Annotated in this window: 13 protein-coding genes; 2 read left to right on the top strand and 11 right to left on the bottom strand. The window is 65.8% G+C overall.

Annotation, left to right across the window (positions count from 1 at the left end; all coding sequences use genetic code 11):
• Positions 1-95: 95 nt before the first annotated feature.
• From fbaA to adhP, 8 genes are all read right to left on the bottom strand, one after another.
• A complete protein-coding gene (fbaA, locus tag HMPREF2791_RS03850) occupies positions 96-1,130 on the bottom strand; it encodes a class II fructose-bisphosphate aldolase (RefSeq protein WP_070844441.1) in 1,035 nt (344 codons plus the stop codon).
• Between the two features lie 48 nt (positions 1,131-1,178).
• Positions 1,179-2,375 carry a glycoside hydrolase family 76 protein gene (locus HMPREF2791_RS03845; RefSeq protein WP_070844439.1) on the bottom strand — a complete coding sequence of 399 codons (1,197 nt, stop codon included), beginning with the start codon at positions 2,373-2,375 and terminating at the stop codon, positions 1,179-1,181.
• Between the two features lie 223 nt (positions 2,376-2,598).
• Positions 2,599-3,261, bottom strand: coding sequence for a TrmH family RNA methyltransferase (locus HMPREF2791_RS03840; RefSeq protein ID WP_070844437.1), 663 nt, complete (start codon positions 3,259-3,261; stop codon positions 2,599-2,601).
• Complete coding sequence (gene pyrE, locus HMPREF2791_RS03835) at positions 3,254-3,781, bottom strand: orotate phosphoribosyltransferase (RefSeq protein ID WP_070474921.1); 528 nt, start codon at positions 3,779-3,781, stop codon at positions 3,254-3,256. The genes HMPREF2791_RS03840 and pyrE overlap by 8 nt, the downstream gene beginning before the upstream one ends.
• Before the next feature lie 4 nt (positions 3,782-3,785).
• Positions 3,786-4,694 (bottom strand): type III secretion system chaperone family protein, encoded by a 909-nt coding sequence (locus HMPREF2791_RS03830; protein WP_083327879.1) that lies wholly within the window; start codon positions 4,692-4,694, stop codon positions 3,786-3,788.
• A 29-nt stretch (positions 4,695-4,723) separates the two neighbouring features.
• A complete protein-coding gene (locus HMPREF2791_RS03825; RefSeq protein WP_070844436.1) occupies positions 4,724-5,566 on the bottom strand; it encodes a sulfurtransferase in 843 nt (280 codons plus the stop codon).
• 21 nt (positions 5,567-5,587) lie between these two features.
• A complete protein-coding gene (locus HMPREF2791_RS03820; RefSeq protein ID WP_070844435.1) occupies positions 5,588-6,010 on the bottom strand; it encodes a DUF4265 domain-containing protein in 423 nt (140 codons plus the stop codon).
• Positions 6,011-6,020: 10 nt separating this feature from the next.
• Positions 6,021-7,052 (bottom strand): alcohol dehydrogenase AdhP, encoded by a 1,032-nt coding sequence (adhP, locus tag HMPREF2791_RS03815; protein WP_070844433.1) that lies wholly within the window; start codon positions 7,050-7,052, stop codon positions 6,021-6,023.
• Between the two features lie 129 nt (positions 7,053-7,181).
• On the opposite strand from adhP, the gene panB reads away from it, so the two are divergent.
• The gene (panB, locus tag HMPREF2791_RS03810) at positions 7,182-8,000 is read left to right on the top strand and encodes a 3-methyl-2-oxobutanoate hydroxymethyltransferase (protein ID WP_070844431.1); all 819 of its coding nucleotides are present in this window, start codon (positions 7,182-7,184) and stop codon (positions 7,998-8,000) included.
• 180 nt (positions 8,001-8,180) lie between these two features.
• On the opposite strand, the gene panC is transcribed toward panB, so the two are convergent.
• Positions 8,181-8,975, bottom strand: coding sequence for a pantoate--beta-alanine ligase (gene panC / locus HMPREF2791_RS03805; protein ID WP_070844430.1), 795 nt, complete (start codon positions 8,973-8,975; stop codon positions 8,181-8,183).
• An 11-nt stretch (positions 8,976-8,986) separates the two neighbouring features.
• A complete protein-coding gene (gene clpB / locus HMPREF2791_RS03800; protein ID WP_070472096.1) occupies positions 8,987-11,533 on the bottom strand; it encodes an ATP-dependent chaperone ClpB in 2,547 nt (848 codons plus the stop codon).
• 230 nt (positions 11,534-11,763) lie between these two features.
• On the opposite strand from clpB, the gene HMPREF2791_RS03795 reads away from it, so the two are divergent.
• Positions 11,764-12,219, top strand: a complete 456-nt coding sequence (locus HMPREF2791_RS03795) for a hypothetical protein (protein ID WP_070844428.1) — start codon at positions 11,764-11,766, stop codon at positions 12,217-12,219.
• A gap of 10 nt (positions 12,220-12,229) precedes the next feature.
• Here HMPREF2791_RS03795 and HMPREF2791_RS03790 read toward each other — a convergent pair whose 3' ends face one another.
• Positions 12,230-13,558 carry a sodium/glutamate symporter gene (locus tag HMPREF2791_RS03790; protein ID WP_070472145.1) on the bottom strand — a complete coding sequence of 443 codons (1,329 nt, stop codon included), beginning with the start codon at positions 13,556-13,558 and terminating at the stop codon, positions 12,230-12,232.
• Positions 13,559-13,585 lie beyond the last annotated feature (27 nt).

The raw sequence follows: 13,585 nt of genomic DNA, 5'->3' as shown, positions 1-13,585 counted from the left end.
GGCTCGCACCAGGGGGTGGCTCGCACCAGGCCGAAACAAGGCAAAAGGAAAACCTCCGGGGAGGGCCGGAGGTTTCGTCGATAAGCAAGGAGTGCTTACTTGGACACGGACTTCCCCACGGAGTGGAGGTCCTGGCACGCCTCGATGACGCGCTCGGACATGGCCTGCTCAGCCTTCTTCAGGTAGGAGCGCGGGTCGTAGGTCTTCTTGTTGCCCACCTCGCCGTCGATCTTGAGCACACCGTCGTAGTTGGAGAACATGTGGGCCGCGACAGGGCGGGTGAACGCGTACTGGGTGTCGGTGTCCACGTTCATCTTGATCACGCCGTAGCGCAGGGACTCCTCGATCTTCTCCTTCTCGGAGCCGGAGCCGCCGTGGAAGACGAAGTCGAACGGCTGGGCGCCCTCGTCCAGGCCGAGCTTGCGGGCGGCGACCTTCTGGCCCATGTCCAGGACCTCCGGGCGCAGCTTCACGTTGCCCGGCTTGTACACGCCGTGGACGTTGCCGAAGGTGGCGGCCAGCAGGTAGCGGCCGTTTTCGCCGGTGCCCAGGGCGTCGACGGTCTTCTCAAAGTCGGCCTCGTTGGTGTACAGGTTCGCGCCGGCCTTCGCCTCAACGCCGTCCTCCTCGCCGCCGACGACGCCGATTTCCACCTCGAGGATGATGTTCGCCGCGTGGGCCTTGGCCAGAAGCTCCTGGGCGATCTCGAGGTTCTCGTCGATCGGCACCGCGGAGCCGTCCCACATGTGGGACTGGAACAGCGGCAGCTCGCCGCGGTCCACGCGCTCCTGGGAGATGGCGATGAGCGGACGGACGTAGTCGTCCAGCACTTCCTTCTGGCAGTGGTCGGTGTGCAGGGCGATGTTGACGTCGTAGTGCTGCGCCACCTCGTGCGCGAACGCCGCCAGCGCCTTCGCGCCCGCAACCTTGTTCTTCACGCCCAGGCCCGAGCCGAACTCGGCACCGCCGATGGAGAACTGGATGATGCCGTCAGATTCCGCCTCCGCGAAACCCTTGATCGCCGCGTTGATGGTCTCCGACGAGGTGCAGTTAATCGCCGGGAACGCGAAGCCGCCCTTCTTGGCGGTGTCCAGCATCTGGTTGTAAACCTCGGGGGTTGCGATAGGCATGGAAATCCTCCTGCTAGGGGTTGCAGTTACGCCCCTAGTATGCCCGTTTTACGCCTGCGCTGCAGCCACCCTCGCCGCCGCCTCCAGCAGCATCCAGCCGGACAGTTGGACGGACAGGTCGCGCTCGTCGATACGCACGAGCCCCACCGCCTCGCTTATCGACGAAGGCCCGAGCCCGTAGTTGTGCGGCAACTTCGCATCCTGCGTCCACTCCGCGGCGAACACCGGCAGGCCGTCGACCTCCAAGCGGTGCGACCAGAGGGACTCCGCCGACTGCATAACCAGCCGTGCCGCGATCTTGCGGGTGGCGATGTTCTCCTTCGAATCCTCCGGCAACCGCAGCGCAACCTCCGCCAGGTAGCGCGCGAGGATGCCCTTGAACAGGCCGCCGTCGCCTTCGCCCGACTCCTCCGGCGGGCTGAGCAGCACGCCCTGCGGGGTGGCCAGGTGCAGGGCAACCGCTTGCACAATCGCGCGGATGTGGGTGATGTAGAACATCGACGCGTCCGCACGCTCCGAGTAGACGAAGGAATCGATCTGCTCGTCGTGCGCCAGGCCCACGTCCTCGCGCAGCGCGAGTGCGATCTCCAGGCTCGCTCCGAGCGCTGTGCCCTGGTTGTAGGTGTAGATCTTATCGACGACCTCCGGTCCGCTCATGCGCATCCGGATGCCGTCGTCGAGCAGGCCGTCCTCACGCACCAGATTGTCGAAGATCCAGTCCACGATCTCGCGCGCCTTATCCAGGCGGCCCGTGCGGGCGAACAGCAGCGCCGCGGTGGCGTTCGACGGCACGTTGTAGAACGTCTCACCGCCCCGCCAGGGCAGGACACCCGTGACCGGGTCAATGCCCGCGAGCAGGTCGAACTCCAGGTCGTCCAAGTGGCGGTTGCGCTTGATCCCGCCGATGTGGGTCGCACGGTTCCATGCCAATGCCAACCACGCCTTGTCGTCGTAGTGGACGTTGGTGAGCAGCTTGCCCCGGTTGCGGCGCTGCACCCCGCGCAGCGTGTCCGCGATCCGGCGGCGGCGGGCCTTGGTCTCCCGGCGGGTGGCGGCATCAACCTGGCAGTCCAGATACTGCGCCTGCCACCAGTAATGCCAATGCCAAAAGAAGCGGTCCTTGGGGCCCGGCGGCCACGTCACCACGGCAAGGTTGGTTTTGGGCAGGCCCCAGAGTTTGTGAGCGTGGCGCTCATTTACGGCAGATTCAGCCAGGTCGGCGCGGTGCGCCCACGTTTCCGGCACAGGGGGACTCCTCGGGTTCTAACGGTTCGTACCTATATTGCCAGACACGTTGGTTTCGCTTCACCGGTTCTGGCGGGTTTTTGGGGTTGTGGGTGGCGGCGCCTAAACGAAACGTGCAAAAGTTGACAATTGGGACGGTCGTCCACTTTTTAACGTGCAGGTCAAAAGATTATAAGTTTTGACGCATGTAAAGTTTTGCGAAACTCGGGCGGACGGGGCGCGGCTACCAGGCCTGGGAGAGGTCCGCGTGCTGGCGGACCCAGGCGTGCATCGCGATGCCGGCGGCCACGCCCGCGTTGATGGACCGGGTGGAGCCAAACTGGGCAATCGAGCAGGTCATCACCGACGCCTCTTGGGCAGCCTCGGTCACGCCCGGGCCTTCCTGCCCGAACAGCAGGACGCACTCGCGGGGCAGCTCCGCGGTCTCCAGCGGCACGGAGCCGGGGGTGTTGTCGATGGCGACCACCGGGATGCCCTCCGCGGCGGCCCACTCCATGAGGTCCGCGACCGTTTCGTGGTGGCGGATGTGCTGGTAGCGGTCCGTGACCATCGCGCCGCGCCGGTTCCACCGCTTGCGCCCCACAATGTGCACCTCGCGGGCTAAAAACGCGTTGGCGGTGCGCACCACGGTGCCGATGTTCATGTCGTTCTCGAAGTTCTCGATGGCCACGTGGAACGGATGCCGGCGCTGGTCAAGGTCCTCCACCACGGCGTCCAGCGACCAGTAACGGTACGCGTCGACGACGTTGCGGCGGTCGCCGTCGCGGAGAAACTCCGGGTCCAGGCGGGGGTCATCGGGCCACTCCCCTTCCCAGGGGCCGACGCCGTGGCGGCCTTCGTTCCACTCGGTGGGTCCGCGGAGCTCCCCGTCAGACGAGCTAGGCAAGGCCCAGGTCTTCGAGTCCGAGGAGGAAACGGTACTCCAGGCCGGCGTCGCGGAGCACCTGGTCGGCGCCGGTCGCACGGTCGACGACGGTGGCCACGGCGACCACCTCGGCGCCCTCCTCGCGGCAAGCCTCGACGGCGGTTAGCGGCGAGTTGCCGGTGGTGGTGGTGTCCTCGACCACCAGCACACGCTTGCCCTTAATGGACGGGCCTTCGATGCGGCGCTGCATGCCGTGCTTCTTCGCCTCCTTGCGCACCACAAACGAGTCGATCGGGCGGCCGGGGGCGTGCATGACGGCGGTGGCCACCGGGTCGGCGCCCAGGGTGAGGCCGCCGACGGCGTCGAAGTCCAGATCCTCGGTGAGCTCGCGCAGCAGCTGGCCGATCAGCGGGCTGGCCTCATGGTGCAGCGTCGCGCGGCGCAGATCCACGTAGTAGTCCGCCTCCTTGCCCGAAGACAGAGTCACCTTGCCGTGCACCACTGCCAGCTCTTTGACCAGCTCAGCGAGTTTTTCCTTCATCGTTTTACTCCTTGTCGTCGAAAATTGAGCTCGGGCCCTGCATGCGGCGTACCCGGGTCAGGTCCACCACGCGGCGCTCGTCGCCCGCGATGGCTTCCACGTCGTCGCCGCCGATGGTGTGGTCTGCCACCTCACCGCGCTCGCCGCCGGTGGTGCGCGTCGGCAGCTCCACGGGATCCTCCGGGCGCTGCATCACCGGCTCGTCCTCCGCCTCAGGTACTGCCGCGGGGGCGTGTCCTGGGATTTCGCGGGTGGGGAATGGGAGGTTCAGCGGGGTGTCGTCGATAGGCGGCAGCGTCCGGGCCGCGTCCGCGAGCAGCGCCAGGGGCGCGAGGGTGGCGTCCCAATCTTGCGGGGTAGCGTCGCGGCCCAGCTGGGCAATCGCCCACGCGCCCTCGAACCAGACTGCCTGCACGGCGGCGGGAAGTTGTTCGAGGGCGGTGAGCACTCGCTTATCGACGAACCTACGGCCCGCCCCCGCCTGCGTCGCAAAACACGTGAACCCATGGTGCGTGTCCAGCTCCACCAGGTCGTCGGAGCCTTCCGCCGCGAAATCCGTGCGGCGGAAATCCACCACCGCGCTGGTCTCGGCGCCGGTGCCCATGGCGATGACGGTGGCCTCACCCAGGTCCGCCACATGCGCGTCGTGCCCGTAGGCGGCGCCGGTGGCAACGTTTCGGGCGGGCGCTCCCCCGGCGGCGGCGCCGCGCGACCACTCGCTCGCCAACATGTCGTCGCTGGAAGCAAAGGCATAGCCGTGTTCGCGGGCCCAGGCGCGGCGGGCGCGCTTGCTGGGCTTGGCGGGTTTGGCGGGCTTTTCGGAGTGTGTGCTGCGCTCACGGGAGTCCGACGCGAACAGCGCCACGGCGGCGAGCAGCGCCACGAGTGCGAGAACGAACAGCAGGATGACCATCGCGGACTATGCTACCGCGCGGCCCGACACTAAATGTCCGTCGCCACCGGGTTGTCGCGGTTCGCGCTCCACTGGGACCAGCCGCCCACGTAGTGCGTCAAAAGCGGCAGGCCGGCGTGCTCCATCGCGGCCAGCAGCAGCGCGGAGTGGTTACCGGAGCCGGAGTAGGTAATCACGCCGGCCGGGTCCGTGTTCTGGGTGACCCCCAGCTGGGAGAAGCGGTCGCGGATCGTGTCGGTGTCCTTCACCTTGTGGCTCTCCGGATCGAACAGGTCGTTCACCGGCAAGTTCCGCGCACCCGGGATGTGCCCGGCGCGCAGGTCCAGGATTTCGCGGAGGCCTTGGAAACGGCGGGCACCTCTGGCGTCGATAAGCAATCCCTCAAATGCTCTGACGTCTGCCATCGTGGCGGACGGCAGGTTGCCCTCGGTGAGCTCGACGCCGCGCGGGACGACGATGCCTCCCGGGCCCGCGACCGTGGGGAAGCCTTCGCCGTCCCAGGTGGCGAAGCCGCCGTCGAGAATATGCACGTCCTGCACACCCGCCCAGCGCAAAATCCACCATGCGCGGGCGGCGAACAGGCCATTGCCGCCGTCGTAGATGTACACCGGGCGGCCTTCCTCGATGCCCCAGCTCGCGGCTGCTTTCCTGACAACGTCGAGGCCAGGCATCGGGTTACGGCCCACCGCGCGGCCGGGCAAGCCGGCAAGCTGCACCGACGGGTCGCAGTACAGCGCCGTCGGGATGTGCTCAGATTGGAATTTGGACCACGCTTTGCCGTCTTTCGGCTCCCACAGCGCGGCGATAATGGTCTGTTTTTGGCCAGTCTGGATTCGCTCGTTGAGTTCAGCGGCGGAGACAAACACGCTCATGGCCGCAAGTGTAACGGTGTTTTACGCCATGTACCCGGGAGCGAGCTGGATCGTGCCCTGCTCTTCCAGACCGCTGAGCCACTCGGTGATCCCCTCACGCGGACAGTCCGCGCCGATGCTGGCCGCGAGCATGCCGCCCGGGCCGAGCTCCACCCGGCAACCGAACGCCAGCAGGGTGCCGGCGATATCACCCGGGTCCAGTCCCTCCGGATCCTCCGGCAGCACGCGCACCGTCGACGCGCCGCCGCGCACCACCACGCGGTCCACATGGAACGCCCCGCCCACCGTCACGCACTCAACGATGTCGCCCATCGCGAGCGTCGTATCCACGAACGGAACGCTCGCCACCACAAAATGATTCTGCCCAATCTGGTGCGCCTGCAGCTGCTCGCTCTCAACGCCCGGGATTGCAACGCGGGTGAGGATAGTGGTGGATGCCTGCATGCAGGGCAGTCTAGTACTTGATCGACATACGGCCAGCAATCTTGCCGTTGCGCATGTTCTCAAACACCTCGTTGACATCATCCAGCTCACAAGCGGTCACGTGCGGCTTAACCTCGCCGCGCGCGTAGAAGTCCAGCGCTTCCGCCATATCCTGGCGGGTGCCCACCAGGGAGCCGCGGATGGTGATGCCGCGCAGGACAATGTCGAAAATCGGCGCCGGGAACTCCCCCGGCGGCAGGCCGTTGAAGACGATGGCGCCGTTGGAGCGGCACATCGCAATCGCCTGCCCGAACGCGTCCGGGTGCACTGCGGTGACCAGCACGCCGTGAGCGCCACCGTCGGTGTACTCCTGCACCGCCTCGCCTGGATCCGTGGTCTTTGCGTTCACTGTGAACTCGGCGCCCAGCTGCTTGGCCAGCTCAAGCTTGTCGTCCGCAATATCTACAGCGATGACGCGCATGCCCATGGCCACGCCGTACTGCACCGCAACGTGGCCGAGTCCGCCAACACCGGAGATCACCATGAACTGCCCAGGCTTGGTGTCCGCTTCTTTCAAGCCCTTGTACACAGTCACGCCCGCGCACAGGATCGGAGCAACCTCAACCGGGTCCGCCCCTTCAGGGATGCGCGGCGCGTAGCGGGTGTCCACCAGCATGTATTCACCAAACGAGCCGTTCTGGGTGTATCCGCCGTATTCCGCCTGCTTGCAGTACGTTTCACGCCCCGTGCGACAGAACTCGCACTCACCGCACGCGGACCACAGCCAGGCATTGCCAACCATGTCGCCCACCTTCACCGAATGCTCTCCTGGCCCGAGCTCCACAATTTCGCCCACGCCCTCGTGCCCCGGCACGAATGGCGGCTGCGGTTTGACGGGCCAATCCCCTTCAACCGCGTGGAGGTCGGTGTGACAGATCCCGGAAGCGTGAAGCTTCACCAGTGCTTGAAACGGGCCCGGCTTAGGCAAATCGATCTCTTTGACATTGACGCTGGGACCGAACTGTTCGGCCACTGCCGCGCGCATTGCTGTTGGGGTGGACATGGGAACTCCTTTCCGACAAAAATACAGTTACAAATCATATGGTACAGATCACGTCGAACTGCGAATGGAGCCGCAGATAACATTTTGGTATTTGGCCGGGCTATAGCAGTGTCGGCCTAGACTGCATGCGTGACTGGATACCTTGCCCCCACCAAAAAAGTGCGCGTCGCTGATTTCGCGCGCAAGAAAGCCGACGGCGAGAAGTGGGCGATGCTCACCGCGTACGACTACGCCACCGCGAGGGTGCTTTCCCAGGCCGGCATCGAATGCCTCCTGGTCGGCGACTCCGCGGCCAACGTGGTCTACGGCTACAACACCACCAACCAGGTCTCCGTGGACGAGATGGCGTTCCTCGGCGCGGCCGTCGTGCGCGGCGCAGGCAATGCGCTGGTGATCATGGACCTGCCGTTCGGGAGCTACGAGGCTAGCGACGAGCAATGCGTCCGCACCGCCACCGACCTCGTGCGCCGCACCGGCGCCCACATGGTGAAACTGGAGGGTGGCGTGCGGATCGCCCCGCGCATCCGGGCACTGAAAAACGCAGGTCTAGCGGTATGCGCCCACGTGGGCTTCACCCCGCAGTCCGTGGACAACTTGAGCGGGTTCAAGGTCCAGGGCCGCGACGCCGGGGCCGATCAGCTGCGTGACGATGTCAACGCGGTCGTCGAGGCCGGCGCCGACATGGTGGTCTTCGAAATGGTCCCCGCGGACTTAGCGGCGGAACTGACCGCCTCGTGCCCCGTCCCGACCGTCGGCATCGGCGCAGGTGCAGACACCGATGCCCAGGTGCTGGTCTGGCACGACATGGCGGATATCCCCGCCGGCGACCACCGCGCGAAATTCGTCCGGAAGTTCGGCTCGGTGGGCGCGGATCTGGCCGCCGCGGCCGCCGACTACAAGCGCGCCGTGCACACCGGGGAGTTCCCGGGGCCGGAGCACGCGTTCTAGGCGGGTGCGGGGGTGGTCGGCGCTACTTTGCGTAGACCCTGGGAGCCAAACCCTGGGTTCGCGCAAAAATCGGCCATTCCCAGGCTAAAGTTCCCAGGGTTTGCGAATCGGGGCGGGCGGAAGTGGCGTGAGGCATGCAGCGGTGATGCAGCGGTGATGCAGCGGGAACGCGCCGCCGCGCTAGAGCTCGATCGGGGCGTTGTCCAGCAGCCTCGTCGATCCGACCTTCGCCGCCACGAGCAGGCGCGCCGGCCCCGTGTACCCCTCTGGCAGATCTGACATGTCGGGGGCGGTGGCAACGAGGTAGTCGAGGTGGAGTCCTTCGGTGGCGTCGAGAAGCAATTGTGCTTCCGAGAGGCTGCCGGTGGCCAGCGCCCGCGGGATGGCCAGGGCGGTGGCGCGCTCCTCGGCGGAGAGGTAACGGTTGCGCGAAGAAAGCGCGAGGCCGTCGGTGTCGCGCACGATCGGGCAACCGTGGATACGCACGGGAAGGTGCAGGTCATCGACCATCTGCCGAATCAGCGCTAACTGCTGGTAATCCTTCTCGCCGAAAAACGCGTCCGCGGCGCCGGTCAGGGCGAACAGCTTCGCCACCACCGTGAGCACACCCGCGAAATGCGTCGGCCGGGTCGCGCCCTCCAGCACCGTGCCGAGCGGACCGGGCTGGATCGTCGTGCGCGGGCCATGCGGGTACATCGTCTCAGCGGAAGGCGCGAAGACAGCGTCGACGCCTTCCGCTTCAAGCTTTGCGACGTCCTCGGCCAGCGTCCGCGGATACGCCTCCAAATCCTCGCCCGGCGCGAACTGCAGCGGGTTGACAAAGATGCTCACCACCACGGGATTGCCCAGCGCTTTAGCGGCGCGGACGAGGGCGAGGTGGCCGCTATGAAGCGCGCCCATGGTGGGCACGAGGGAGATGGGGCCGGCCGGAAGCGCCGTAACCAGCGCTTCCGGAGTGTGCACGAGTTGGGTCATGCACCCATTATCTACCTCGCGGCAACGTCCAGGCCCTCGCCTCCGTCGGCGACGTCCACGTGGACGGTGTCGCCGTCGACGATCTCACCTGCCAGCAGCTTCTTGGCCAGGCGGTCGCCGATTGCCTGCTGGATCAGGCGGCGCAGCGGGCGGGCACCGTAGGCCGGGTCGTAGCCGCGCTCGGCCAGCCAGGACTTCGCGGAATCCGACACGGCCAGTATCAGGCGGCGGGCAGCGAGGCGCTCGGCCAGACCCTCAAGCTGGATGTCCACGATGCCGACAAGCTGGTCCTGGCTCAGCGGGTCGAAGACCACCACGTCGTCGAGGCGGTTGATGAACTCCGGCTTGAAGTGGTGCTTCACCGCCTCCATGATCTGCTCGCGGTTGCCGCCAGCGCCCAGGTTGGAGGTGAGGATGACCACGGTGTTGCGGAAATCCACCGTCCTGCCCTGGCCGTCGGTGAGGCGCCCTTCGTCCAGGACCTGTAGGAGCACGTCGAAGACGTCCGGGTGCGCTTTCTCGACCTCGTCGAAAAGCACGAGCGAGTACGGGCGACGCCGCACGGCCTCGGTGAGCTGGCCGCCGGCATCGAAGCCGACGTATCCCGGAGGGGCACCGACCAGGCGGGCGACGGAGTGCTTCTCGCCGTACTCGGACATGTCGATGCGGATCATGGCCGCCTCGTCGTCGAAGAGGAACTCCGAGAGCGACTTGGCCAGCTCCGTCTTACCCACGCCGGTGGGGCCGAGGAAGAGGAAGGAGCCGATCGGGCGGTTCGGGTCCGCCACGCCCGCGCGGGAGCGGCGCACCGCGTCGGAGACCGCGACCACGGCTTCTTTCTGGCCCACGACGCGCTCGCCGAGCACGGACTCCATGTTCAGCAGCTTCTCGGTCTCACCCTGCATCATCTTGCCGGCCGGGATGCCGGTCCAGGAGGACACGACGTCCGCGATGATGTCCGGGGTGACCTCCTCTTCCAGCATGGTCTTGTTGCTGGCCTCGGATTCCACCTTGGCTACCTCTGCCTCGAGTTCCGGGATGCGGCCGTAGCGCAGCTCGGAGACCTTGGCGTAGTCGCCCTCGCGCTCCGCGATCTCGGACTCGTTGCGCAGGCGCTCGAGCTCCTCCTTCGCGGACTGGACCTTATTCACCTCCGCCTTCTCGTTCTCCCAGCGCGCCTTCATCTCGCCGAGGCGCTCGCGCTGGTCCGCGAGTTCCTCACGCAGGTGCTCCAGGCGCTGCGCGGAGGCGGCGTCGGATTCCTTCTGCAGGGCAATCTCCTCGATCTCCAGGCGGCGCACGATGCGCTCGAGCTCGTCGATCTCCTGCGGGGAGGAATCGATCTGCATGCGCAGGCGCGAACCAGCCTCGTCGACCAGGTCGATGGCCTTGTCCGGCAGGAACCGGTTGGTGATGTAGCGGTTGGACAGCTCCGACGCCGACACCAGCGCGGAGTCCTGGATGCGCACGCCGTGGTGCACCTCGTAGCGTTCCTTCAACCCGCGCAGGATGCCGATGGTGTCCTCCACCGTCGGCTCGCCCACGTACACCTGTTGGAAGCGGCGCTCCAGGGCGGCGTCCTTCTCGATGTACTGGCGGTACTCGTCCAGCGTGGTCGCGCCGACCAGGCGCAGCTCACCGCGGGCGAGCAGCGGCTTGATCATGTTGCCGGCATCCATCGCGGAATCGCCGGACGCACCGGCACCGACGATGGTGTGCAGCTCGTCGATGAACGTGATGATCTGCCCGTTGGACTCCTTAATCTCATCCAGCACGGCCTTCAGGCGTTCCTCGAACTCGCCACGGAACTTCGCGCCCGCGACCATGGAGCCCAGATCCAGCGAGATCAGCGTCTTGCCCTTGAGTGACTCCGGCACGTCGCCGGCCACGATGCGGCGGGCCAGCCCCTCCACGATCGCGGTCTTGCCCACGCCCGGCTCGCCGATGAGCACCGGGTTATTCTTCGTGCGACGGGAAAGCACTTGCACCACGCGGCGGATCTCCGAATCGCGCCCGATCACCGGGTCGATCTTGCCCTCGCGCGCACGTGCGGTCAGGTCGGTGGAGTACTTCGCCAGCGCCTGGAACTGGTCCTCCGGGTTCTCGGAAGTAACCTTCTTGCCGCCGCGCACGGAGGAGAAGGCCTCCTTCAGCGCCTCGAAGGTGGCGCCACGCTTGGTCAAAAGCTCAGCGGCGTCGTCGTTGCCCTTTGCAATGCCGGCGAGGAGCACGTCGGCGGAAACGAACTCGTCTCCAAGCTCGCCCGCGAGATCCTGCGCCGTGCTCAGCGCGACCTGCAGGTCCCGGTTGATGCCCGGGTTGGCCATGTTTTGTCCCTGCGCGCTGGGGTAGCCGCTAATCAGCTCGCCGGCCTCGCGCGCGACCGTCTCCGGGTCCACGCCGGTGGCCTTGAGCACCGGGGCGGCAATGCCGTCCTCCTGCTTCAAAAGCGCCTCGAGCACGTGTGCCGGGCGCATCTCCGGGTTGCCGGCGGCGGAGGCGCGCATCTGCGCCTGCTGCAGGGCCTCCTGTGTCTTCTGCGTGTACTTGTTCGCCATGATGCCATGGTCCTTTCTTGCCTAATGTTTGTTCTGCACTAGGTGTAACGCACACGAAGTTGAGTCTGTTCCTGTCAACGGCAAAAAAGTTGCGCGGGGTTAGCTCACCTTGAGTAGAATTTTCCGTAGCACAAGCTCAACAAGGGGATGGGGTCCAAAAAGTGAATGTGGCAAATATTTGCCACATTCCAAAAACACCACACCTGCCCCGAAAAACTTCAGGGGGAACCATGCACACGCCACCAGCTCTTCGGGGGTTAAAGCTCATCGAACTCATGCAATGGGGCCAGCGCTTCGCCGGCTGGGAGCTCTCGGAGCTCACCGGCATCAAACCGCGCACCCTCCGCAACTACTTCACCCAGCTCAAATCCGCCGGATACTGCATCGAAAGCACGCCAGGCGCCGACGGTGAATATTGGTTAGACCCCGGGCACTACGTGTACCCGCTGCGCTTCACCAACGAGGAAGCGCGAACCATCGTCATCGCGCTGGACGTTCTCAGAACCGTCGCCCCGCCCGATAGCCCGCTGATGCAAGACGCGAAAATCCTCCACTACCTCATCGGCCGGCTCCTCCCGGGCGCCGCGTTGGACGAAGTGCATCAGATGGGAAAGGAGGTGACGCGGGGGCTCATCAAGATGCGGGCGGTGTATGCGGTTTGGGAGGAAACCGAAGGACGTCGATAAGCATCAAGCTTTACGACGGTCTCTTGACCGGTATCCACTTCATCACGTAAGCCAGCACGACCACCCCGACCGCGATCGCGAACGCGATCCAGCCGAAGATCGCGGTAAAGCCGGCGATCACCGCGATCGGCGCGATGATGGTCGTGCCGATTTCGAACGGGGCGAAGCCGACGTAGGCCACGCCGTACTCGTTGAGCGTGCCGGACTTCAGTTTCGGGTCCACCATCTTCAGCAGCGCGATGCCGGTGGCCACGGCGGCGGTGGCCCAGCCCCAGCCGAACAGGCCGCGCTCGAGCCACTGCTCGCCGAAGAATGTCGGGCCGGCCCAGAACATCCACACCACGCAGAACAGGGTGCCCAGCACGAAGATGAGCACGAGCGCTTGCCAATAGCCCGCCAGTGCTGCGGGCACGATGGAGGCGATGCCGAAGGCGATCATGTAGTCCGTGGCGGCGCCGGAAACGGAGTTGATGGTGGAGCCGTCCAGGTAGTTCGGGCGGCCGACGAGCTTGAGCACCAGGCGGCCGATGAGCCCGATAACGAATGCCATGGCGAACAGCGGGATGGACACGTTGGACCACTGGTCCTTGATCACGCTGTTGACCATGTACGCGATGAGCACGGTGAACGCGATGAAGCCGGCGTGCAGCGCCAGCGGCTCAATAGACGAGGGGTTGGTGGTGGCCTTACCGATGGAGGGGCGCTCCGCTTCGTTGCGGATGTAGCCGGTGCGCAGGTCGTCAGGCAGGGTGCCAGCGAGCTGGGACGACTTGCCCTTGCGGATGCCCCAGTTGGCCATGATCACGCCGCCGACGATGGCCACCAGGGTGCCCACGGTGGCGGAGGTGAACCCGATGGAGGACGCGCCCTCCACGCCGATTTCTTCGAGTGCGGAGCCCACGGCCGCCGCGGTGCCGAAGCCGCCGACGAAGCCGACCGGCAGCATCATGCCGAACCACGGCTCGGTGCCGAACACCGGCGCAAACACGTACAGGCCGAGCAGGATGAACAGACCCCATTGGCCCATGAACATGGCGGTGGAATAGCCCCACATGTTGCGGGCGCCGGAGGCGACGGAGCCGCCGAGCTCCATCGAGTACGCCATGGAGGCGAACACCACCGCGATCAACAGCGTGGTGTACGTGCCCACCTGGTCAGACCAGTGGATCACGCCCAGCACCTCGTCGCCCAGCAGCAGGCCGAGCAGGCCTGCGGTGATCGGGGCAGGCAGCAGCAGCGCCTGCAGCACCTTCAGCCGATTGCGCAGAATGTTGCCGACGATGAGCAGGACCGAGATCCAGCCAATGTCCGTGAGCAGCGTATACGGGGTGAATTCCACCACAGCACCTCTTTTCTATCCACTTAT

The sequence above is a fragment of the Corynebacterium sp. HMSC034A01 genome, assembly GCF_001838175.1.
Lineage (GTDB): Bacteria > Actinomycetota > Actinomycetes > Mycobacteriales > Mycobacteriaceae > Corynebacterium.
This window is presented reverse-complemented; position numbering and strand designations above follow the sequence as displayed.